The organism is Ruegeria sp. AL11, from assembly GCF_056540865.1.
The window spans coordinates 1-1,370 of record NZ_JBQFXO010000042.1; the positions used below are offsets into that span (position 1 = coordinate 1).

At 61.0% G+C, this 1,370-nt stretch carries 3 protein-coding genes; 2 read left to right on the forward strand and 1 reads right to left on the reverse strand.

The genetic code is table 11. From position 1 onward, the window contains the following. A partial coding sequence (locus ACR0IP_RS23125) for an HAD family hydrolase (RefSeq protein ID WP_480528153.1) occupies positions 1–543 on the forward strand: 543 nt, incomplete at its 5' end. Positions 544–568: 25 nt separating this feature from the next. Next, entirely contained in the window at positions 569–748 is a 180-nt protein-coding gene (locus tag ACR0IP_RS23130) for a hypothetical protein (protein ID WP_267364635.1), read from the forward strand. On the opposite strand, the gene map is transcribed toward ACR0IP_RS23130, so the two are convergent. Further along, on the reverse strand, positions 736–1,370 hold a 635-nt coding region (map, locus tag ACR0IP_RS23135), incomplete at its 5' end, for a type I methionyl aminopeptidase (RefSeq protein WP_480528154.1). The two genes, ACR0IP_RS23130 and map, sit on opposite strands and share 13 nt — an antisense overlap.

Sequence of the window (1,370 nt, forward strand, 5' to 3'; positions counted from 1 at the left end):
GGCCTGCACCTGACCTTGCCCGAATGCATGTCCCTGTTTGTGGGCGGAACCATGGTCGGGGTGCGCGACAAGGCGCGTGCGATGGGCGCTGATCTTCCCGAAGACTGGATTGATCAGGTCTATGCCGAAACCTACGACCGCCTGCGCGCCGGTGTGCCTTTGGTGCCGGGTGTCGAGGACCTGCTTGCGGCGCTGGATCAGCGGGGCATCCCCTGTTGCGTGGCCTCAAACGGCAGCCCGGACAAGATGCAGATCACGCTGGGCCAGAATGGGCTTTGGGACCGGTTCAAAGATGTGATGTTCTCGGCCCATGTGCTTGGCACCGGCAAGCCTGATCCAAAGATGTTCCAACTGGCGGCGGAACATTTTGGCGCACAGGCCCCCGTGGTTATCGAAGACAGCCACAATGGTGTTACAGCTGCAATCCGGGCCAATATGCGCTGTCTGGCCTACGCGCCGCATGGCGGTGGTGACAGGCTGGCCGATCTTGGGGCCGAGGTGATCACGGATATGTCACAGGCGCACCCGCTGTTGGGACTCTGACTCCCAACTGTGCTAGGGTGCAGCCATGGATCATGCTCTGACACCCTTTGTCTGGACAGTCTCCCGCGACGCCGAGGTCATGGCGAAACCTGACCCCAAGCCCCTGCGCGCGCCGGTGTTCATCCACGATGCGGTTACCCCTTGGGGGGCTGAGACGATGCTGCTGAAACTCCTGCGCGAACAGGCCGCCGATCAGGACGAATAGGTCGGGTGAAACTTGCCGCCTGGCGACAGGGTAAAGATATCGACCCCATCCGCCGTTACGCCCACCGAATGCTCGAACTGTGCCGACAGCGACTTGTCGCGGGTCACGGCGGTCCAGTCATCGGCCAGTGTCTTGGTTTCGGGACGGCCCAGATTGACCATCGGCTCGATGGTAAAGAACATGCCTTCCTCAAGAACCGCGCCTGTGCCGGGGCGGCCATAATGCAGCACATTCGGCGGCGCGTGGAACACGCGGCCCAGACCGTGCCCGCAAAAGTCGCGAACAACACTCATCCGGTGCGCTTCGACATAGGCCTGAATGGCATGGCCGATATCGCCGAACGTGTTGCCCGGCTTGACCATCTCGATGCCCTTGAACAGTGCGTCATGGGTTACCTGGATCAGACGCTCGGCCTTGCGCGGCAGTTTGCCCGCCACATACATGCGCGAGGTGTCACCGAACCAGCCATCCACGATGACGGTCACATCGATGTTCAGGATATCGCCATCCTTCAGCTTCTTGTCACTGGGAATACCGTGGCAAACCACATGGTTCACACTGATGCAGCTGGCGTGCTCATATCCTTTATAGCCGATCGTGGCCGAGGTCGCGCCCGCATCCT

What these genes read in the sequence shown, in the direction of transcription:
- ACR0IP_RS23130 (WP_267364635.1), top strand. Translation starts at nt 569, where the DNA reads ATGGATCATGCTCTGACACCCTTTGTCTGGACAGTCTCCCGCGACGCC.